Source organism: Ruminococcus sp. J1101004sp1_RTP21198st1_B9_RTP21198_201120 (assembly GCF_040924245.1).
GTDB classification, from domain to species: domain Bacteria; phylum Bacillota; class Clostridia; order Lachnospirales; family Lachnospiraceae; genus Blautia_A; species Blautia_A faecis.
The window spans coordinates 1-21983 of record NZ_JBCOMI010000002.1; the positions used below are offsets into that span (position 1 = coordinate 1).

A 21983-nucleotide genomic window follows, 5' to 3' on the forward strand; every position below is an offset into this window, starting at 1 on the left:
CAGATAAATTTCTGCTGGCAGGAAAAATTTATATTTTTTCAATTGTCTACTTGACGGGGAGCGGTTCACACCGACAGTCCCCTCTGTATTTTTCCCAAAAACTGCTAAATTTATTCTTTCGAAACTGGATTTACTTTGTCGCTATCCACCTGTAAAATTCCGAAAGATATTTTTATAAACATAATTCCCTGCCACTTCATTTACTCCACCGGCTCGGCTGTTCCTGGCAGATCCGGTTCCACTGGCAGTCACCGCAGATTTTCGTTCTTTTTCCCGTTTCAATAATTTTTTTCTGTACTGCTTCGGTAAATTCCGGGAATGCAAGTTTCTGACCTTCTTTTAAGCCGCATTCTGCCAGCACTGCATTGTCATATCTTTTCACCTTCTCGGCTGCCTCGCAGATTCCCTGGCTATTGTTTGGACAGGCTGAGCAGATTTCGTCAGTTTTTACTGTGAGACAAACATCTGCCCCTTTTGTAAAAAGCTCCAGCATTTCCTGCATATGGGCTGTAAATCCAGTGCTGTAGCCATTTCCGATAAAAAACGCCAGGCACATCCCGTGGTGAGGGCGAATGGGATATGTCTGACGTTCTTTTTTACTGCATTGGTACAAGCTTACGTACCCTTCTGGACAAAACAAATGCCAGAGCGATCTTTACAAGGTCAGGAATGATAAATGGAATTACGCACCAGCCCAGTACGGTTCCAAGTCCGACAGCTCCGGAGGTTCTTGTATATACAACCATGAACCAGATAGTTCCCATTGCGTAGCAGACAATCAGTCCGACTACCATGGAAAGAATCTGAATAACAGGCTTTTTGCCCCAGAGAGATTCCATAGCCCACATTACCAGGGCGGAGAAAAGAAATCCGATGATGTAACCGCCGGTATTGTTAAGAAGAATACCAAGTCCTCCTGAAAATCCTGCAAATACAGGAACACCAATAGCTCCAAGTAAAATGTAAACCAGTACAGCCAGGCTGCCTCTCTTTCCGCCAAGCACACCAACAGCCATAAATACACCAAATGTCTGTAATGTAAACGGCACTGTCATTGGAATGGAAATCCAGGAACAGATTGCGATCAGTACGGCGAAAATAGCTATGTATGCCAGGTCGTATGTTTTTGTCTTTGTTGCGGTTACGGTACTCATATTCTCCTCCTCGAGTAAATATTATTTTTGTCAGATACAATCTAACACAGTTACGTTGCAATTGTCAACCTATTATTTGTTTTTGGTTTACAATTCTCTTCGTGAAGAATCTGGACATGTTTCCCGCATACGTGCTATACTTCTGTAAAATGGAGGATTAAAAAATTGTGTCAAACATATAGAATTGCAATTTGTGATGACCTTGCCACAGACAGAAATTATCTTTCTTCTCTGTGCGAAATATGGGGCAGTCATAACAGTTATCATATACAGATTTCAGAATTTACATCAGCCGAAAATTTTTTGTTTCATTATGCCGAGAAAAAAGATTTTGACATTCTTCTCCTTGATATAGAAATGGGCGCCATGGATGGTGTTACCATGGCAAGGAAGCTGCGGCAGGATAATCAGACCGTACAAATTATATTTATCACCGGATACGCAGACTATATTTCTGACGGATATGAAGTAGATGCCCTTCACTATCTGATGAAGCCCATACAAGAAGAGAAGTTCTTTACAGTTCTTGACCGTGCAGTCACAAAGCTTATCAAGAATGAGAAGGTTCTTAACATAATCAGTCAGGGTGAGATGATTCGTCTGCCCATCTGTCAGATCAATTATGCAGAGGTAAACAGCAATTATATTACGATTCACAGTCAACAGACTATCACCCTGAAAATGACCTTAAGCGAATTGGAAAAAAAGCTGGATTCTCATTTTTTCAGAGCGGGACGTTCTGCTTTGGTAAATCTAAAAAAAATCAGCCGGGTTACAAAAAAAGAGATTTATTTGCAGGATGGAAGTATAATCCCCCTTCCACGCGGCGCTTATGAGAAGGTTAACCGGGCAATCATTAATATGGACTGATTTGGGAGATTAAAATGCATTTATTTTCGAAAAAAGCAGCTAAAAAAATGGCTGCATATCAGAAGGAACTGATTGAAACTCACTATCAGGAGGTTGATAATATGTACCGCCAGATGCGAGGCTGGCGCCATGATTATCGCAATCATATCCAAACAATGAAGGCTTATGCAGCCACAGAAAACTGGGACGCAATCAGACATTATCTCGATCTTCTTGACAAGGATCTTACCACAGTAGATACTGTGATAAAAACCGGAAATGCCATGACAGATGCTATTTTAAATTCTAAAATATCACTGGCACGGTCCAAAGATATTCAGGTAATTGCAGATGCTGACATTCCTGTTAAGCTGAATTCCTCTGAAATTGATCTTTGCTGTATTATTGGAAATTTATTCGACAATGCCATAGAAGCCAGCCTGCAGCTTCCCAAAGAAAAACGACTGATCCGCATTTATATGGACATGAAAAACACGCAGTTATACATTTCTTTCACTAACTTTACAGCGGGAAAGAAGTTGAAAAAACAGGGAAATCTTTTTAAAAGTACAAAAGGTGATGGTCATGGTCTGGGGCTGATCCGTATTGATGATATAGTAAAGCGATCTGATGGATATATCAGCCGAAACAGTGAAGAGGGCGCCTTTACCACTGAGATTTTACTGCCCCAGTTATAATTCATCCCCCGAAACATGCAATTCATCCCCGGTTTAATCCGGGGATATTTTTTCTGGTAAAATCATATTAAGAATCTTTTTAATGATACCAGAGTCAAAAGGTCAAAAATCCGATGCAAGCTCGCTTGCAAGAGGATTTTTGACCTCTTGACCCGCAAAAAACATGAGTAAGTAGCCATTTTCCGAAGAAAAATGAGCGGATTACGAATGTTTTTGAAGATTGCGGGAGTGCAAAGCACGTAGCAATCTGGTATCAAAAGAAAAATAAGAAAGAAGGGAAAATCATGTTTCAAAAAAATCCTGTATCAAAATACAGTACTTTTCAAAATATATGGTTCATGATTAAACTTGCCTGCACTTCTCAGGAGAAGAAAGTTCTGGTGATCAGCTTTTTTATCGCACTGTTAACCATTATACAGAACCTTCTTAACCTTTATGTTTCTCCTGTCATATTAAGTGCAATAGAAAATCATGTTTCCATTCAGGAACTGCTTTTTACAATTGTAATTTTTGTGCTTATGATAATGCTGGTATCAGCTGCATTGGCTTATGCAAATCAAAACGTAATTTGCGGACGGATCAGTGTCCGTTGTGAGATTGTAAATCTTTTAAACAAAAAAGCATCCACAACATCTTATCCCAATATAGACGATATGAAATTCAAAAAATTACTGACCAAATCGGCCGAATATACGGACAATAACGATCAGGCCACTGAAGCAATCTGGAATACACTAACTGTACTTTTGATCAATATTGTCTGTTTTTTTATTTACGCCGGTCTTCTTACACAAATTCATCCAATTCTGATTTTGGTCATTCTGTCAACTGCCGGAATCAGTTATTTTATCTCTCAAAGATTAGATGAATATAAGTATCAACATCGGGAGGAAGAAGCTGAATATATACATCAAATGGCATATTTATTAAACCGTGCAGCTGACTTTGGTGCAGCAAAAGATATCCGCATTTTCGGTCTTCGTTTCTGGCTGGAAGAATTATACAGCAAAACAGCCAGGGAATTTACAGCATTTCATCGAAAAGCAGAAAGTGTTTATATCTGGGCTGGAATTGCAGATTTGACTTTTACTTTTCTGCGCAATGGAGCGGTCTACGCATATTTAATTTATTTGGTATTATACCGCGGTCTTGATGTGCCTGCTTTTTTGCTTTATTTTACTGCAGTGGACAGTTTTTCAGGCTGGATTACAGGAATTCTGGAAGGACTTGGCACATTGCACCGACAGTCTCTTGATATTTCCACGGTCCGGGAATGTCTGGATTATCCGGAATTATTCCGTTTCAAAGATGGACTTACCTTAAATCAGGACGCTAAAAATAATTATGAAATTGTTTTGGAAAATGTTTCATTTCGCTATCCAGGAGCTGAAACAGATACTTTAAAAAATATAAATCTTACCTTACATCCAGGAGAAAATCTGGCAGTTGTAGGTCTTAATGGTGCTGGAAAAACTACGTTGATCAAAATAATCTGTGGGTTTCTTGATCCTACAAAAGGACAGGTAAAATTGAATGGAACAGATATCCGAAACTATAACAGAAAAGACTATTATAAGCTGTTCTCGGCAGTGTTTCAGGATTTTTCATTGTTAGCGGGAACCATTGCAGAAAATGTGGCGCAAACAGAAAATTTCGACCTGAAACAGGTGAAAAATTGTATCAAAAAAGCCGGCTTGCTTCCAAAAATAGAAGCTCTTCCAGATAAGTATCAAACCTTTCTGAATCGTGAGGTTTACAAAAATGCAATTATGTTTTCGGGTGGAGAAACACAGCGCCTTATGCTCGCCCGCGCATTATATAAAGATGCCCCTTTTATTATATTGGACGAACCAACTGCCGCACTCGATTCCATTGCTGAAGCAGACATTTATCAGAAATATGACGAAATGACAAAAGGAAAATCCTCAGTTTATATCTCCCATCGGCTCGCTTCTACCAGATTCTGCAGCAGAATCTTAATGCTGGAGCAGGGAGAAATACAGGAAGAAGGAACTCACGAAGAGCTGTTAAGGCAAAGTGGAAAATACGCTGCTCTCTATGAGGTTCAAAGCAAATATTACAGGGAAGGAGATGAGGAAAATGAAGACAAATGAGAAAAACATATCGTTAAAAGAAGCACTGCAGCTTAATCACAGAGCATATAAGCTTTTTTACCGATATTATCCAAAATTAATTCTTTCCCAAATCAGTCTGACCATCTGGAAAGCACTGACTCCCTATATAATCATATATTTATCTGCACTTGTTATTGAAGAACTTGCAGGCGACCGAAGCCCTGACCGCATTCGTTTTCTGGTAACGATTACTTTATTATCCGGAGCAGGAATCAGCTTGATATCTGCATTTCTTAAAAAATGGAAAAGGACTTGGAGCGCAGGTCTTGGAATGAAAATCAAGCAAATTTTGTGCGAAAAACTTTTTGATATGGATTACTGTGATTTAGATGATAGCAAAACTATGGAGTTATATTCTTCCATTATTCAAAATCTCAATGGACCTGGGTGGGGACTATACAATGTTCTGTTAAATTATGAAGCTCTGTGTTCAGAAGGATTTTCGATCATTTGTGGCTTATCCATGACCATTTCCCTTTTCACCAGCCAGATTCCAAAAACAGCAGAAAAACTTGTTATTCTTAACAATCCGGTATGTGTAACAGCCATAATTTCTGTTATGGTACTGATTACCTGGTTTTCGCCTGTACTCGCTGGAAAGGCAGGAAAATACTGGGTCAGAAGTGCAGATCTGCATACCTTTTCCAATCGTTTGTTTGCATATTACGGACGTCTGGGCTATGATAGCAAAAAGGCAGCGGATATGCGGATTTACCAACAGGAAAAAATATGCGAAAAGCATAATCTGAGCAAAGAAAATCCTTTCGGTTCCAAGGGATTATTTGCCAGATATGGAAAGGGACCTGTTGGATTTTACATGGCAGCGTCTTCCGCAGTATCTGTAATTTTCACAGGGATTGCCTATGTTTTTGTATGCTTAAAAGCCTGGACAGGTGCCTTTGGAATCGGAGCGGTTACAAAATATATTTCCTCTATTACGAAAGTATATTCAAGTGTATCCGGCTGTATCTCCACCATTGAAGATATGCAAAACAATGCTGTTTTTCTGAAACAGACATTTGAATTTCTGGACATTCCCAATAACATGTATCAGGGAAGCCTGACTACTGAAAAACGCAGTGACCGAAAGTATGAAATAGAATTTCGAAATGTTTCTTTCCGATATCCGGGATGTGAACAATATGCCCTTCGAAATATTAATTTGAAATTTAAAATCGGTCAGAAGCTGGCTGTCGTTGGTATGAATGGAAGTGGAAAGACTACGTTTATCAAACTCCTATGTCGCCTTTACGATCCTACAGAAGGAAAAATTCTTCTTAACGGAATCGATATCCGAAAATATAATTACAAAGAATATATGATGATTTTTTCCGTGGTATTTCAGGACTTCAAACTTTTTTCCCTAACTCTTGGAGAAAATGTAGCCGCCAAAATCAATTATGACGAAGAAGAAGTAAAAAGTGCTCTGAAGAAATCCGGATTTTACAATCGCCTTTCCACAATGCCAGAAGGTCTGAATACTTATCTCTACAAGGATTTCAATAAAAAGGGAATTATCATTTCCGGCGGAGAGGCTCAGAAAATAGCTATTGCAAGAGCTATTTATAAGAATGCCCCTTTTATTATATTGGACGAACCGACTGCAGCTCTTGATCCCATTGCGGAAGCTGAAATATATGAAAAATTTAATGAAATAACAGGCGATAAAACTGCCATTTATATCAGTCATCGTCTGTCTTCCTGCAAATTTTGCGATAAAATAGTTGTATTTCATGAAGGATCTGTGATTCAGACTGGAACTCACCAGGAGCTTGCTGCCGATAAAAGTGGAAAATATTTCCAACTATGGACGGCGCAGGCGCAATATTATAGATAAACAGCTTTTCAATTTCCCTTAATCATGTTAAACTAAGGAAAAGTAATGCTACGGAGGTTTTTTCCATGGACGTACACAGTATCAGTACCAAATGCGCCCGCACTGAATTTGTGGGAACTGCTGTTCTGGATACCATCGGACTTGTAATTTCAGGAGTTGATGATACTCTTTTAAAGGAAATGAATATAGGGACACGCTATCATACCCTTGGACTTTTCAGTTCCCGTACAGGTGCAGCAGGTCAGATCACTGCTGTCGATGATGCGGTGAAAGCCACTGGCACAGAGGTTCTTTCCATTGAATTTCCACGGGATACCAAAGGCTGGGGTGGACACGGCAACTATATTGTGATTGGCGGAAATGATGTTTCAGATGTGCGCCACGCTATTTCGCTGGCGCTGAAACTAACTAATAAGTATGCAGGAGAATTATATATCAGCGAATCCGGTCATTTGGAGTTTGCTTTTTCAGCCAATGCAGGCGGTGCTCTTGCCATGGCCTTTCACGCAGTTCCAGGGGAAGCTTTCGGATTCATGGCAGGTTCTCCGGCAGCGATTGGACTTGTAATGGCAGACACTGCAATGAAGGCTTCTGCAGTTCATATTACACGCTATATGACACCGAGTATCGGTACAAGCCATTCCAATGAAGTTATCCTTGCCCTCTCCGGAGATGCCAGTGCTGTGAAAGAGGCTGTACTCCAGGCAAGACAGATCGGCCTGGAACTGCTGATCGGAATGGGAAGCTATCCGGAAATTCCGGGAGAACCGTATTTATAACAATCCCCCCTATATATTATTGCAGACAAATGCCCTGACAGGCAGAAGATTTTAATGATCTTAATCCTGTCAGGGCGTATTCTTTTTCCTTAATTCAGTCTGTAAACCTCCGCACTCTGAAGTCCAAATGCAAGTGCCTCTGAATGGCTGTTAAAATAAATATCCACATGTCCGTAAGGTGTTCCAAGATCCTCCACTGTATACACATTTCCATTGATCAGGAGCTGAGTTCCGAATGGCACACCAGCCATGGCAACGGTTCTTCCCGCTGTAGGAACAGTTCCGCTGGCTGTCAGGTTTCCTGCTGTTCCGCAGCACTGTGCACAGTTACAGTATGCGGTGAGAGTAAAGGTTCCAAGGTAGGTTCCCTGTGAAGATGAACTACTGCCCTCGGAAGAACTGTCGGAGCTTTCACTGCTGTCCGATGACTCGGTATAAGAATCATCATAGGCACTGCTGTCATCTGCGTCCTGATTGGAATCACTTTCAGACTCGCTGTAGTCATCGTAGGATTCCTCTGTGCCATAGTTTTCCCCGTCACTTGGTGACTGGGCGGCAGCCTCAGCTTCCTGGGCTACCTGCGCCTCCTGGGCTGCTTTCTCTGCCTCTGCAGCCTGCAAAAGGCTGTAAATACTGCTGTCTGCATTACTGATCTGTGTATTTAAAGCACTGATTTCATCCTGGCTGGCACTGATCTGATAAATATAGGACTGAATGTTCTCATTTGTGCTTGCAGTAAGTGCCTGTACCTCTTGCTGTTTGGCAGATTTCTCTGCCAGAAGTTCATTAATATTCTGAGCTTCCTCTTCTGCCTGCTCTTCCTGGGCCTTGATATCTGCCTGAAGGGCTTTATATTTAGCAAGCATGTCTCTGTCATACTGGGAAATCTGGGCTATATTTTCTGCACGGTTCAGAAACTGAGCCAGATCTTCTGAGGACAAAAGCAGCTCCAGCATGGAAGCACTTCCATTCTCATACATGTATACAATACGCTTCTTCATATCCTGATACTGCTTGTCCGCTGTGGCCTTGGCTTCCTCAAGCTGGGTATTCAGAGTTTTCAGCTGCTCTTCTTTCTCCGCTGCCTGAATTCCAAGCTCAGATACACTGTTGGTAAGGTCTGTATACTGAGCATTCAGCTCTTCCAGATAGCTTTCAAGCTCCTGCTTCTTGCTCTCCAGAGATGCCATGTTGGACTGCTGCTGTGCCAGTTCTGCCTGCGCAGCTTCTTTCTGTGCCTGTACATCAGCGATCTGTTCCTCCGTAGAAGAAGCAAATACTGCCCCGTGCATAGAAACAATCATGATTCCAGTTAACAACATTGAAAAAATCTTTTTAAATCTCATCTATGTAAACACCTCGTTATTTTTTTCGTATGTCAAGTATAACATATTTCGTAATTTTTTCAACACTTTTATTTAACTTTTGTAACATTTACGTAATATTTCACAATTATCCAGAATCTGGAAAGATAATGAAATACATGGTTATAGAACAAATTCAGGCACAATATACCGTGAAATAGTTTGGGCAAATCACAGGAATGTTTTTGCAAAAAATATCCCGCATTTCATGAATCTCTCCATAAAATGCGGGATGTAAAAACCTCTCTCCTTCTTATACCGCAGCTTCTTCCTCTGCTGCAGCTTCCTGGTATTTCTCGAGAATGATCGTCTGGATCTTGTCACGAGTGGAAGAATTGATTGGATGCGCGATATCCCGATATTCTCCATCGGTTGCTTTGCGGCTTGGCATTGCGATGAAAAGACCTTTCTCTCCTTCGATCACCTTGATGTCATGTACTACAAATTCTTCATCAATGGTAATGGAGACTACAGCTTTCATCTTCCCCTCCTTTGCAACCTTTCTCACCCGTACGTCTGTAATGTTCATTTTTGCTGCCCCTTTCCTCTTAATCGCATTTACTGCGCTTTAAGTCTTATTATATTACAAGCTATATCTATCATTATTCTCCACAACGATCTCTACTTCTCCATCACCGCTGTAGTACGAATTTGCCCGGATGGTTCCCCGGCTTTCAACGATACAATTCTCGATATGTGTATTATCCCCCAGATATACATCATTCAAAATTACGGAATTTTTAATTACGCAATTATTTCCAACATAAACATCTTTAAACAGGACAGAATTCTCAACCACTCCGTTTACAATACATCCACTGGAAATCAGAGAATTCTTAACATCTGCGCCAGGATTGTATTTAGCCGGTGGAAGATCATCAATCTTGGTCTTAACTGCTGGCTCCTGTTTGAAGAAGTAGTTACGGATCTCCGGTTTCAGGAAATCCATGTTGGTCTTATAGTAAGATTCAACAGTGGAAATATTGCTCCAGTAGCTGTCGATCTTATATCCATAGATTCTCTTCAGATTCTTATAACGGATCAGAATATCTTTTACAAAGTCATTTCGACCTTCCTGTGCAGCCTTCTCAATCAGTTCGATCAGCTGTCTTCTTCGGATCACATAAATACCTGTAGAAATAGTATTATATGGGGAAACCATTGGCTTCTCCTCAAATTCCTCAATCCTGCAGTCCTCATTCATGCGAAGGACACCGAAACGCTCAACCTCGGAAGGATCCGGACATGTAGTGCATACAACGGTAATGTCAGCGCGTTTCGCAATGTGATATTCCAGAACCTTGTTATAGTCCATCTTGTACACGCAGTCACCGGATGCGATGACAACATATGGCTCATGACTGTTCTTCAGGAAATTGAGATTCTGATAAATAGCATCTGCAGTTCCCTGATACCAGAAACCGTTTTCTTTGGTGATAGTAGGAGTAAATACGAAAAGACCGCCCTGCTTTCTTCCGAAATCCCACCATTTGGAGGAGCTTAAATGCTCATTCAGGGAACGTGCATTGTACTGAGTCAGTACAGCTACTTTCTGAATGCGGGAGTTCGCCATATTACTCAGGGCAAAATCTATGCTTCTGTAGCTTCCGGCAATAGGCATTGCTGCAATTGCCCTTTTGTCTGATAATTCTCTCATGCGGTTATTGTTACCGCCGGCTAAAATAATTCCGATTGCTCTCATGATTTGTCACCGTCCTTTGTTGCAATTACCTGTCCGCTTTCCAGAATGCCATCCGGATAATCTGCCGGAGTGGTCACACCGGAAATCGCCGTGTTCTTTCCAATCTTAACATTATCCGGAATCACGGAGCCTTCTCCTATGGTCGCAATGCCAAATGCATATACCGCAGGTTTCTTTATATTAGGTGCTTCCTCGCCGCAGCCAAGAACCACGTCATTTCCTATGGTTACGTCCTCTGCCACAATTGCCTTTTCCATGTCTACATTCTCACCGATGATTGTATTCCGCATGATAATAGAATCCCGGATCACACTGCCTTTTCCGATCACAACATTCGGTCCGATTACAGAATTATGTACTTCGCCATAGATTTCAGAGCCTTCACCGATGAGACATCTGTCCAGAACGGCCTCCTCTGAAATATACTGTGGCTGGATGATATCGCCCTTGGTGTAAATCTTCCAGAATTCCTCATAAAGATTAAACTCAGGAATAATATCAATCAGTTCCATATTTGCTTCCCAGTAGGAACCAAGAGTTCCAACATCTTTCCAGTAGCCATTGTATTCATAGGCAAAAAGGCGCTGTCCTTTATCCTTGCAATATGGAAGAATATGTTTACCAAAGTCACAACTCTGCTGATCCTTCAGTGCGTAAAGCGCTTCCTTCAGAACCGGCCAGCTGAAAATATAAATTCCCATAGATGCCAGATTACTGCTTGGATGCTCTGGTTTCTCCTCAAATTCAGTTACACGGAAAGTCTCATCCGTTACCATGATGCCGAAACGGCTGGCTTCCTCAATAGGTACAGGCATACAGGCAATGGTCACATCCGCCTTATTTGCCTTGTGGAAGTCGAGCATAACCTCGTAATCCATCTTATATATATGATCTCCTGAAAGGATAAGCACATAATCGGGATTGTACTGCTCCATATACGCCATATTCTGGAAAATGGCATTGGCTGTTCCTGTGTACCACTCGCTGTTTGTGCTCTTCTCATAAGGTGGAAGTACGGTTACACCGCCTTCAGTTCTGTCCAGATCCCACGGAACACCGATACCTATATGGGTATTCAGTCTCAGAGGCTGATACTGTGTCAGGACTCCAACTGTATCAATTCCTGAATTAATACAGTTACTTAACGGAAAATCAATGATACGGTACTTACCTCCAAAAGCTACTGCTGGTTTGGCCACTTTTTCTGTCAGTACCCCAAGTCTGCTGCCTTGGCCGCCGGCTAAGAGCATGGCAATCATTTCTTTTTTAATCATGCTATCACCTCTTGTTGTAGTTATGATTTATCATTATACCATACTTCCCATGTTTAATAAACATATTTTACAAATTATTTGTTGATATTTTACTTTTTTTATCGTTATTGTACATGTTTTTTCGACACAAATGAAACTCCGACCACTATTTTTTATTCATTTTGCACAGTAATGTCACTGTCCTTTGGAGACTGTCTGAAAAAGGTATTCTGCATGATATGCATCGCAAAGCGTATTACCGGTCATAGAGTGAACCATATTGGTTACCGACTATCCAAAGAAATACTTTGCAATTTTCACAGTTCGGGGTATAATAAATGAAAGTAATTGTAAAAATTCATAACGATTCAGGAGGCTTTCCCTTCAATAATATTGAATCGCTGAAAAATGATTAGAATAAGGAGATTAACATGTATCAAATAGACTTCCATAAACCGCTTCATATCCATTTTATCGGTATTGGCGGAATCAGCATGAGCGGACTTGCTGAGATCCTTCTCGGCGAGGATTTTAAAGTTTCCGGCTCTGATTCCAAAGAAAGCCCGCTTACGGATTCCCTTACCAGGAAAGGTGCGCGCATCTTTTACGGACAGCGCGCTTCCAATATTACAGACGATATAGAACTTGTAGTTTACACTGCAGCCATTCATCCGGATAACCCGGAGTATGCCAGTGCAGTGGAAAAAGGCATTCCAATGCTGACCAGAGCCCAGCTTCTTGGTCAGATCATGCGCAACTACGATACCCCAATCGCAGTTTCCGGAACCCATGGCAAGACCACCACTACTTCCATGATCTCCCAGATTCTTCTGGAAGCAGATGCGGATCCGACCATCAGTGTTGGTGGCATTCTTCCTTCTATCGGGGGAAATATCCGAGTAGGTCAGTCCGAAACATTTGTCACAGAAGCCTGTGAGTATACCAACAGCTTTTTAAGCTTTTTCCCGAAGATCAGTGTGATCCTGAACATTGATGCTGACCATCTGGACTTTTTTAAGGATATTGACGACATCCGTCATTCCTTCCGCAAATTTGCCCAGCTGCTTCCTGCAGACGGAGCCCTGATCATTAATGCGGATACGCCGCATTACCAGGATATTATCAAAGACCTTTCATGTAAAATTATTACATATGGTCTGGATCATGAAGCTCAGTATCAGGCCACAGATATCACTTATGACAAATATGGACATGCATCCTTTACCGTTCTGAAGGACGGCAGAAAGACCGGAAGTTTCTATTTGAAAGTTCCGGGCAGCCACAATGTTTCCAATGCCCTGGCAGCAATTGCTCTTGCCCAGCTTCTTCAGATTCCGGATGATGTCATTGTCAAAGGACTTGGCAGTTTCACAGGAACAGATCGCCGTTTCCAGTATAAAGGCGAAATAGCAGGCGTTACGATTGTTGATGATTATGCGCATCATCCAACGGAAATCCAGGCTACTTTAAACGCTGCACACAATTATCCACACAAGAAGCTGTGGTGCGTATTCCAGCCTCATACTTACACACGTACCAAGGCTCTTCTTCTGGAATTTGCACAGGCTCTTAAGCTTGCCGATCATGTGGTTCTGGCAGACATTTATGCAGCAAGAGAAACGGATAATCTTGGAATCTCTTCCCAGAATCTGCAGGCACGGATCCAGGAGCTTGGTACCCCATGCGAATATTTCCCAACCTTTGATGAGATTGAGAACTTCCTGCTGAACAATTGTGAAGCCGGAGATCTGCTGATCACAATGGGTGCCGGAGATGTTGTAAAAATCGGAGAACAGTTACTGGGAAAATAATTGATTTCAATTTCAGCGGTTGTCATGTCTTTTTAAGACCTGCATCCGCTGTTTTTATTTTATCATTTTTATTATCTCTGATCTGTTTTTCCTGGCAAAACGTGCATACCTTCTCATATCCACAGTCACAAGTTGTTTTTGCCAAAAATAATTATCCACATTGAAAAAAGCTTGGAAATTCAAGCAATTTAATAGTTATCCACATTATCCACAGGCTTATGCACATTTTTGCACTGGTCTGCATGTGGATTCTTATGTGTATAAAGTGCTTAACATAATACTACGACATAACTCGACAAAAATCACAGTTTTTCTTTAATTTTTCGCATTTTTCGGGTTTCCCATAAACATTATATGCAACTTGGTTTCCACATTATCCACATTATCCACATTGCAATCCACACACATTTTGTAAAAATTCCGGCAAAAAATCTCCTATTCTCATTTAAAAAGGGGTGTGCTATAATGCAAACACAATGAACAGTGATGATTCATATTCCCAGATAAGGAGTGTTTCCATGATCAGGTTACATAGTACAGGGCTTAATGATGCCACCATTTTATCCAATATTTTTATCGACCGTTTTATGCCAAAGGCAAATGGAGAATTTGTAAAGGTCTATATTTATCTGCTCCGTATGCTTGGCCGCCCGGAGGAAGCTTTCGGGCTTTCCCAGATGGCAGACTCCCTGTTCTGTACAGAAGGAGATATCCTCCGTGCGCTGAAATACTGGGAGTCTGAGAAACTGGTTACCCTCTTATACGAAGAAGCTGAATTGACAGGAATTACCTTACAGGCACCGTGGAATGAAGCAGATATGCTGGCTACGGTGACTCCTTCTGGTACCTGTAACGCTGGTTCGCTCGGAGATGTGCCTGATGCTTATCACATTTCTGCCCCAGACCCCCCAGCCGGCATCCCTAATGCCCCCACTGATAAATCGTTGCAGACTGATCAGCTTTCCTACCGCAGCACAGATCTGCCTGTCCCTCCGCCTTCCTCCAAACCACTTTCCGAGACGAAAGCGCTTACCCCAGATCGCGTGAAGGAGCTGAAACAGAATGAAGATATTATCCAGCTTCTTTACATTGCCGAGCAATACCTCGGCAAAACGCTCACCCCCACAGAGACACGCAAGATCCTGTTTTTCTACGACGAGCTGCACATGTCTGTAGATTTGATCGATTATCTGATCGAATACTGTGTGGGACGTGACCACCGCAGCATCCGTTATATCGAGACGGTTGCCATGGCATGGAAGGAGGAAGGAATTACCACAGTTGAAATGGCAAAAGATTCCACCTCCCGCTACAGCAAAGAATATTTTTCTGTTCTGAAAGCGATGGGAATTGCCAACCGCAATCCTTCAGACGCGGAAATTTCGCTGATCAATACCTGGACCAGGGACTATGGTTTTGCCATGGAATTGATTCAGGAAGCCTGCTCACGGACAATTCTGCAGACTGGACAGCCAAGTTTTCCATATGCAGACAAAATTCTGCAGCGTTGGAAGGATAAGAATATCCGCACTTTAGGGGATGTCCGCCTTCAGGATGCCCAGCACCAGAAGCGCAAACTGGAAAAAGCAGTGTCGAAAGCAGACAAGCCGAAATCTGCAGCTCCAAACCGCTTTAACAATTTCCATCAGCGTGACTACGATTTTGCTGAATATGAGAAGAAACTGCTTAATAAGCCAAATTAAATCCTGGAAACAGATTTTTATTTAAAACACATACTAGAGCATGTTTGAAAAAGGCTTTCTGCAAGATGTGCGTCACAATTTGTGGGAGATTTTGTCCGGATGAGGGCGCCGTAGCGGGCTACGGCAACTGAATTCGGGCAAAATATACCGCAAAGTGGGGCGTGCAGATTGCGGGAATGATTTTTCAAACAGGCTCTAACGTCTTACAACCTGGAAGGAGAATTTACATGCCCTTACAGAATTACCAATACGATACTATAATGCGGGAATACAACCGTCGCCAGGCCAGGAACCGCCGCATACAGGAAGAGCATCTTGCTGAAGCCTATGAGAAAATTCCCCGTCTGCGTGAAATCGACGAGGAAGTAGCTACTTTAAGTGCCAGGAAGGCCCGGGCCCTGATCAGCCGCCAGGAAGTCGGCATTGAAGATCTTCGCAATGATATTGCCCTGCTTTCCCAGGAACGCACTGCATTACTGCTTTCTTCCGGCTATCCTGCTGATTATTTGGAGATGAGCTACACCTGCCCTCTTTGCCAGGATACTGGCTATATCGGCAGCCAGAAATGCTCCTGTTTCAAGAAGGCAGAGATCGAACTTCTGTATACACAGTCAAATTTAAAAGAAATTCTTGAAAAAGAGAACTTTGACCACTTTTCTTTTGACTTTTATTCTGATACAATAACAAATGATTCAACGGGACTCACCGAACGTGAGACTGCACGTCGCGCGTATAAGATGGCGAAGGAATTTGTCGCTGACTTTGATAATTCTTTCCAGAACCTGTTTTTCTACGGCGACACAGGTGTGGGCAAGACCTTTCTTTCCCACTGCATCGCTCACGATCTTCTGGACAGTGCACACTGTGTACTTTATTTTTCTTCATTCGAGCTTTTTGATTTTCTTGCAGGCTCTGCTTTTTCCAGAGGCAGCGACGCTCCCGATGATGAACCGATTTTTGACTGTGACCTGCTGATTATTGATGACCTGGGTACAGAGCTTACCAACAGCTTTGTATCTTCACAGCTTTTCCTGTGCATCAATGAGCGGATCATGCGCAAGAAATCTACGATTATTTCCACAAACCTGAAGCTGGAAGATTTCTCAGCAACTTATTCTGAGAGAACCTTTTCCCGCATCGCCAGCAACTATCAGATGACCAAGCTTGTGGGAAAAGATATCCGCATTCAGAAAATTTTTTTAGGAGGAAAGTAAAGAATGGCACAAGAAGAATTGACTACACTTCCCGTTGGAAGACTGGGATTAGTTCCTTTGGAAAGCTGCAGGAGCCTTGGACAGAAAGTCGACGAATGGCTCGTTAAGTGGCGTAAGGAGCGTGAGCATTCAGAATCAGATTCTTTCGCCTTTGAAGGATACAAAAGAGATTCCTATACAATCAAAGTTCAGAACCCTCGTTTCGGTTCCGGAGAAGGTAAATGTGTGATCACCGAGTCCGTGCGAGGAGATGATGTTTATATTCTTGTAGATGTATGTAACTACAACATCTCATATCCAATTGGCAAATACACCAACCTGATGTCCCCAGATGATCATTATCAGGATCTGAAGCGTGTAATTGCAGCTATTGGAGGAAAGGCCCGCCGCGTGAATGTAATCATGCCATACCTTTATGAGGGTCGTCAGAGCAAGCGTATTGGAAGAGAGTCTCTTGACTGTGCTACTTCCCTTCATGAACTGATAAATATGGGAGTTGAAAATATTATCACTTTCGACGCACATGACCCACAGATTCAGAATGCCACCCCACTTCATGGATTTGAGACTGTTCAGCCTTCTTATCAGTTTATCAAGGCTCTTCTGAACCATGAACAGGGACTTCATATTGACAATGAGCATTTTATGATCATCAGCCCGGATGAGGGCAGCATGAGCCGTGCGATCTATCTTGCAAACATCCTGGGTGTTGATATGGGCATGTATTACAAACGCCTTGACTACTCCAAGAATATAGGAGGAAGACATCCGATTGCAGCCTATGAGTTCCTTGGTCCAAATGTAGCAGGCAAGGATATGATCCTGATTGATGACATGATCTCTTCTGGTGACACTATCCTGAAGATTGCTTCTCTTCTTAAGGACAGGGGTGCCGGCAGAATTTACCTTTGCTCCACGTTCGGTCTGTTTACAGACAACCTTAAGAAATTCGATGAAGCACATGCTGCTGGTGTATTTGACAAGCTTCTCACTACCAATATGGTATATCAGTCTGAGGAACTTCTTGCAAAACCATATTACATTTCCTGTGATATGAGCAAATACATTGCACTGATCATTGATACACTGAATCATGATATGTCTGTAAGCCATCTGCTGAATCCAGTTGACAGGATTAAACGCTGTGTAAACAAATATATGGCACAGTATGAGAAATAAATAAAATAATTTGAGGCTGACCCTTCCAGGTGTCAGCCTCTTGTTTTGTTATCATTTATTTGTAACTGTTCAGTACTTTCACAGTTACATGCTTCGCGATCACTTAACATTCACTGTAACAGTTTTCTAAAAAATGTCAGCCATATCCTTATTATTGGTAAAAAGCAGCACCTGTCTGGGCTGTTTTTTCAGCCACCTGAAAACTGCCATAAGCTTATCCTGATTCTTCCCATGGAAAATATCATCCAAAATAACTGGAAAAACAGTTTCATTCGTGAACAACTCAGCAGCAGCCATCTGAATAGAAAAATACAGCATTTCAAGGTTTTCCTTTTCCAGATTTTCTGCCAAAACAGTTCCCTCTTCCAGACACAGTTCCAAACTCTGTCCCTCATCTCCATAGAACTCTATATATTTTCCATCTGTAAGTTCCCTGAAAATTTGGGATGCTCGTATCCGAATCTTTCTGCCTTTCTCAAGATAAATACTGCGTGACAGCTCTTTAATGGTATCCATAGCCAGGTTCAAGGACTGTGTTTCCAGATCTTCAGAAGTAGGAAGTGACATTTCCAGCTCAAATTCCTGATATTCGCTCTGCAAATTCGTAAAAGCAGTCAGTTTCTCACCGTAAATTCCATCAATATCTTCTTTACTGGATTTCAGCTTTTCCTGCTGTGACTGCAAATACACTTTTTTCTTCTTTAGCTTTACAAACTCCATATGCAGCTTTCTTCGTGCAGTAAGTGTATAAACCATTGCCACAACAGCAGCAATGATGCATACATCCATTCCTATTTTAGACATCTCATCAGTTAACTGAAATCTTCCAACAATACCAATAATTCCCACAATAACGGCCAGAATACCTGCTATCACCATTCCCAGATTCTTTTTCTCTATAGTCTGCAGCTGTTCTTCAATCACAGTGGCTTCTTCTTTCCCTGCTGCCGAATAGATTTTTGCCTGCGCCTGAACCACCTGCCCCTTCTGGTCCCGAAGTCCATCCAGGTCATTCTGCAGACTTTCCAGTTTCTCGCTCAGTTTTTCCTGTTCTCTCTGAACTGCTTTCCTGCCACGTTCTTTCTGGGTGAGATATCCCTTGCGCCACATCTTCAGCATCTGCTCCGTTCTTCCAAGATCCACCAGACCATCTCCGCTTTTGCTGAGAACAGCCAGTTTATTCTGTAGTTCCTTTGCCATTTCCCTGGAAGAACTACCGCTAAGTGATTCTACCATAACAGTATTGTCGAACAGGTTCTCACTAAATCCCCCAAGGATCCTCTCGAGGGCTCCATTTTCCCCATTTAAAATTTCTCTGGTATCTTCACAGAACAGCTCACAATTATGGATTCCTGCCCCTGTTTCCCGCGTCAGGCGGTAATCTTTTCCATTGTGCTGAAACCATATAGTTCCACCATATTTTTCCCGGGAAGCTTCAGTTCCTGCTTTTTCATAAATTCCATTCTTTTCCTGCATTTCCTCAGGCACTCCAAAGAACATGCTCTTCACAAAGATAAACACAATGTTCATTTCTGTTTCTTTTAGTCCATAGAGCACATTTACTCCAGAGGTCAGTTCTATGTCTTTTTCCCGAAGCCCACCAAAATTATTTATTAATATGCGTTTAAAAATCATATAACCTTATTCCCTCGCACATACATCTCAATTTTACACTGCAATACATATTTTCTGTTACTATCTGCTTTGTGTCAGCTGGAATGTCTTGTCTCCAACAGTGCCTGCAAACCATAGTACAGGGCCTTATCTTCCACTGTATTTCTGTTTTTTTCCATAAAAAAGCAGATATAATCCCCTATCAAAGTTCCGGCATATTTTTTTTGCAGTTCTTCCAGATCATAAGCAGGTCTGGTCTCATCCAGTACTTCTGTAATATTTCCAAAGGATTTCAGTTTTTCCGGAATCAGAAAAAGCTCTGGTTTTCTTTTCCCTTGAAGAATTACACGATATATATTCAGTCCGCCTTTTTTAAATATCTCATCCTTCAAAGCTTCTTCAATAGATAGCTGGGTGCTTTCTTCATTTACATTGAGAAGAAGTTGACTATAGGTTCGAATAGAAAACGGCACAAATCTGGTTTTCACTTTTCCATTTTCAATCCTTCCCTCAATGTAGCCATGTGCTCCCAGATCATTGCTTTCAATTGGCTCAAGAGCTCCGCTGTAAGCAGCCACATCTCTTATTACGCTCTGTGGAGTATGGAAATGCCCCAATGCAATATAATCAAAACCAGCTCCTGCAAGTGCAGCTATATTTAACGGGCAATGGCTTTCATCACCGCCATGAGCCATAAGAATATGCACTCCATCATTTTTCACAGGGCGTACGCCATCATACAAGGGCTGTCTGATCTGTGAATGTTCATAGCTCATTCCATAAACATATACCCCGAATTGCGTATCTTTCACACAGGTTACCTTCTCTTCTGGAAAAAAAGTCACATTCGGTGCCCAGGTGAAAGTTCTGTAAAAAGAATTTTCTTTCAGATAATCCCTTTCTCCTGCCATTAAATATACCCTTGTTTCCGGTATTCCGGAAAATAAATCGTTTACTTCTTTCAATTCATATGGAAGTGGCTGACGATGGAACAAATCTCCGGCTATAAATAACAAATCCACCGGATTTTCGCGGATACCCGCAATAACCCGGCGGAATGTTTCCCAGATTTCATTCTCCCGCTTGTCACTCCATGGGCAGCCTCTGTCAGGCACTGCACCAAGATGTACATCTGCAAGATGAATAAATCTCATTCTTTTACCTCATTTTATAAATCGCAGTTGTTAACTGTTCTCGGGAATGGAATTACGTCACGGATATTACCCATTCCTGTGAGATACATTACACAGCGCTCAAATCCAAGACCAAATCCTGAATGACGTGTGGAACCATATTTACGCAAATCAAGATAGAAGTCATAGTCTTCTTCCTTCAGCCCAAGCTCTTCCATACGAGCTTTCAACTTACCATAGTCATCCTCTCTCTGGCTTCCACCGATAATCTCACCAATTCCAGGAACCAGGCAGTCCATAGCTGCAACGGTCTTGCCATCCTCGTTTGCTTTCATATAGAATGCTTTAATTTCCTTTGGATAGTCTGTAACAAAAATAGGTTTCTTAAAAATCTGTTCTGTCAGATAACGCTCATGCTCTGTCTGCAGATCACATCCCCAGGATACTTTATAATCAAACTTGTCATTATTCTTCTCGAGAAGCTCAATTGCTTCTGTATAGGTAACACGACCGAACTCAGAGTTTGCCACATGATTCAATCTGTCAAGAAGTCCTTTGTCCACAAAAGAATTGAAGAAGTTCATTTCCTCTGGAGCATTCTCAAGAACATATCTGATCACATATTTCAGCATCGCTTCTGCAAGATTCATGTTATCTTCAAGATCAGCAAATGCACACTCAGGCTCGATCATCCAGAACTCAGCTGCATGACGTGTGGTGTTGGAGTTCTCAGCACGGAAAGTTGGTCCAAATGTATATACATTACGGAATGCCTGTGCAAATGTCTCACAGTTCAGCTGACCGCTTACAGTCAGATTTGTCTCCTTGCCAAAGAAATCCTGAGAGTAATCAATATTTCCCTTATCATCTGTAGGAATGTTATTCAGATCCATGGTTGTAACCTGGAACATCTCCCCTGCACCCTCGCAGTCACTTCCTGTGATCAGCGGAGTGTGTACATAAACAAATCCTCTCTCCTGAAAGAATTTGTGTATTGCATATGCACAGAGAGAACGTACACGGAAAACAGCCTGGAAGGTATTTGTTCTGGAACGAAGATGTGTGATCGTTCTTAAATACTCAAGACTGTGGCGTTTCTTCTGAAGCGGATAATCTGGTGCAGATGTTCCTTCTACAGAAATCTCTGCAGCCTGGATCTCAAATGGCTGTTTCGCCTGTGGAGTCGCTACCAGAGTTCCCTTTACAATAATCGCTGCGCCTACATTCAGTTTGGAAATCTCAGCAAAATTGTCCATTGTATCATGGTAAACGATCTGAAGGGTCTCAAAATATGTTCCATCATGGAGAACAACAAATCCAAAGGTCTTGGAATCACGAACGCTTCGTACCCAGCCGCCTACGGTGATCTCCTGATCCAGGTATTTATCCCGTTCTCTGTAAATCTCTTTTACTGTTGTAAGTTTCATAATTAGTTCCTCTTTCTCCTCATTTTTCCAAACACTCATTTCTCTATAGTATAGACTATTCCTCTTATTCGCGCAAGGATATTTTTCCAGGGAATAAAAGAAGATCCTGTCTGTTAAGCTTCGACACTTTT

General features: G+C 41.8%; 17 protein-coding genes and 2 pseudogenes. 9 read left to right on the plus strand and 10 right to left on the minus strand.

What is annotated here, in order from left to right:
• Positions 1-196: 196 nt before the first annotated feature.
• Together AB5618_RS01165 and AB5618_RS01170 are read right to left on the minus strand one after the other, a co-directional pair.
• Positions 197-613, minus strand: a complete 417-nt coding sequence (locus tag AB5618_RS01165; RefSeq protein WP_306467730.1) for a DUF1284 domain-containing protein — start codon at positions 611-613, stop codon at positions 197-199.
• Positions 597-1154 carry a biotin transporter BioY gene (locus AB5618_RS01170; protein ID WP_148463559.1) on the minus strand — a complete coding sequence of 186 codons (558 nt, stop codon included), beginning with the start codon at positions 1152-1154 and terminating at the stop codon, positions 597-599. Before AB5618_RS01170 ends, AB5618_RS01165 begins: the two co-directional genes overlap by 17 nt.
• Before the next feature lie 165 nt (positions 1155-1319).
• On the opposite strand from AB5618_RS01170, the gene AB5618_RS01175 reads away from it, so the two are divergent.
• From AB5618_RS01175 to pduB, 5 genes are all read left to right on the plus strand, one after another.
• Positions 1320-2024: a LytTR family DNA-binding domain-containing protein gene (locus AB5618_RS01175; RefSeq protein WP_148463560.1), complete on the plus strand. Its 705-nt coding sequence runs from the start codon at positions 1320-1322 to the stop codon at positions 2022-2024.
• 14 nt (positions 2025-2038) lie between these two features.
• A complete protein-coding gene (locus AB5618_RS01180; RefSeq protein ID WP_148463561.1) occupies positions 2039-2701 on the plus strand; it encodes a sensor histidine kinase in 663 nt (220 codons plus the stop codon).
• Positions 2702-2985: 284 nt separating this feature from the next.
• Positions 2986-4815 carry an ABC transporter ATP-binding protein gene (locus AB5618_RS01185; protein WP_148463562.1) on the plus strand — a complete coding sequence of 610 codons (1830 nt, stop codon included), beginning with the start codon at positions 2986-2988 and terminating at the stop codon, positions 4813-4815.
• Positions 4802-6673, plus strand: coding sequence for an ABC transporter ATP-binding protein (locus tag AB5618_RS01190; RefSeq protein WP_148463563.1), 1872 nt, complete (start codon positions 4802-4804; stop codon positions 6671-6673). The genes AB5618_RS01185 and AB5618_RS01190 overlap by 14 nt, the downstream gene beginning before the upstream one ends.
• 65 nt (positions 6674-6738) lie before the next feature.
• On the plus strand, positions 6739-7452 hold the full coding sequence (gene pduB / locus AB5618_RS01195) for a microcompartment protein PduB (protein WP_118577981.1): 714 nt from the start codon (positions 6739-6741) through the stop codon (positions 7450-7452).
• An 89-nt stretch (positions 7453-7541) separates the two neighbouring features.
• Here the strand turns inward: pduB and AB5618_RS01200 are convergent, their stop codons facing one another.
• From AB5618_RS01200 to AB5618_RS01215, 4 genes are all read right to left on the minus strand, one after another.
• Entirely contained in the window at positions 7542-8798 is a 1257-nt protein-coding gene (locus tag AB5618_RS01200; protein WP_148463564.1) for a hypothetical protein, read from the minus strand.
• A 271-nt stretch (positions 8799-9069) separates the two neighbouring features.
• Entirely contained in the window at positions 9070-9345 is a 276-nt protein-coding gene (spoVG, locus tag AB5618_RS01205; RefSeq protein WP_118577982.1) for a septation regulator SpoVG, read from the minus strand.
• 54 nt (positions 9346-9399) lie between these two features.
• On the minus strand, positions 9400-10518 hold the full coding sequence (gene glgD, locus AB5618_RS01210; protein ID WP_118577983.1) for a glucose-1-phosphate adenylyltransferase subunit GlgD: 1119 nt from the start codon (positions 10516-10518) through the stop codon (positions 9400-9402).
• Positions 10515-11792, minus strand: a complete 1278-nt coding sequence (locus AB5618_RS01215; RefSeq protein ID WP_148463565.1) for a glucose-1-phosphate adenylyltransferase — start codon at positions 11790-11792, stop codon at positions 10515-10517. The genes glgD and AB5618_RS01215 overlap by 4 nt, the downstream gene beginning before the upstream one ends.
• 410 nt (positions 11793-12202) lie before the next feature.
• Between AB5618_RS01215 and murC the strand changes: the two genes are divergently transcribed.
• Together murC and AB5618_RS01225 are read left to right on the plus strand one after the other, a co-directional pair.
• Positions 12203-13582 carry a UDP-N-acetylmuramate--L-alanine ligase gene (gene murC, locus AB5618_RS01220; protein WP_148463566.1) on the plus strand — a complete coding sequence of 460 codons (1380 nt, stop codon included), beginning with the start codon at positions 12203-12205 and terminating at the stop codon, positions 13580-13582.
• Positions 13583-14100: 518 nt separating this feature from the next.
• Positions 14101-15285, plus strand: a complete 1185-nt coding sequence (locus AB5618_RS01225) for a DnaD domain protein (protein ID WP_226814863.1) — start codon at positions 14101-14103, stop codon at positions 15283-15285.
• 17 nt (positions 15286-15302) lie between these two features.
• Here the strand turns inward: AB5618_RS01225 and AB5618_RS01230 are convergent.
• Positions 15303-15413: pseudogene (locus AB5618_RS01230) on the minus strand (DUF6783 domain-containing protein); the annotation flags it as partial.
• Between AB5618_RS01230 and AB5618_RS01235 the strand changes: the two are divergent.
• Both AB5618_RS01235 and AB5618_RS01240 read left to right on the plus strand, forming a co-directional pair.
• Positions 15363-16499: pseudogene (locus AB5618_RS01235) on the plus strand (ATP-binding protein). The pseudogenes AB5618_RS01230 and AB5618_RS01235 sit on opposite strands and share 51 nt — an antisense overlap.
• Positions 16500-16502: 3 nt before the next feature.
• Entirely contained in the window at positions 16503-17678 is a 1176-nt protein-coding gene (locus AB5618_RS01240; RefSeq protein ID WP_148462213.1) for a ribose-phosphate pyrophosphokinase, read from the plus strand.
• A 126-nt stretch (positions 17679-17804) separates the two neighbouring features.
• Here AB5618_RS01240 and AB5618_RS01245 read toward each other — a convergent pair whose 3' ends face one another.
• The 3 genes from AB5618_RS01245 to asnS all read right to left on the minus strand — a co-directional run bounded on the left by AB5618_RS01245 (position 17805) and on the right by asnS (position 21852).
• Positions 17805-19313 (minus strand): hypothetical protein, encoded by a 1509-nt coding sequence (locus tag AB5618_RS01245; RefSeq protein WP_148462212.1) that lies wholly within the window; start codon positions 19311-19313, stop codon positions 17805-17807.
• Between the two features lie 74 nt (positions 19314-19387).
• A complete protein-coding gene (locus AB5618_RS01250) occupies positions 19388-20446 on the minus strand; it encodes a DNA repair exonuclease (RefSeq protein ID WP_148462211.1) in 1059 nt (352 codons plus the stop codon).
• Between the two features lie 14 nt (positions 20447-20460).
• The gene (gene asnS, locus AB5618_RS01255) at positions 20461-21852 is read right to left on the minus strand and encodes an asparagine--tRNA ligase (RefSeq protein ID WP_118578103.1); all 1392 of its coding nucleotides are present in this window, start codon (positions 21850-21852) and stop codon (positions 20461-20463) included.
• Between the last annotated feature and the right edge of the window lie 131 nt (positions 21853-21983).